Annotated in this window: 1 protein-coding gene; it reads left to right on the top strand. The window is 39.7% G+C overall.

Features of this window, described 5'->3' with window-relative positions:
• Nucleotides 1–222, top strand: a 222-nt coding sequence (locus tag HC175_RS23165; protein ID WP_168140096.1) for a zinc ribbon domain-containing protein, incomplete at its 5' end; no start/stop codon positions are given.
• Nucleotides 223–290: the final 68 nt, after the last annotated feature.

The raw sequence follows: 290 nt of genomic DNA on the forward strand, positions 1-290 counted from the left end.
CCAAAGGCCAGAGGTACAAACCGCGACCAAAGTAAAAGTGGAGATTACTGCCTGGACTGTTTTAAAGACGGTGAATTCAGAGATCATATGAGTATCCAGGAGATGGAGAAAAAACTGCTGGAAATGGCTAAACATCATGATGGACTATGTATGGAGGAAGCTGAAGCTGCAATTAAAAACCTTCCCGACCTTAAGCGCTGGAAGATGACACACATTTTATAGCAGCTTAAAATTTCTTTAACTTTCCTTAACTAAGGATTCCTCGGTATTTCTAGAATTTCTTTTACCTT

The sequence above is a fragment of the Salinimicrobium oceani genome (assembly GCF_012037645.1).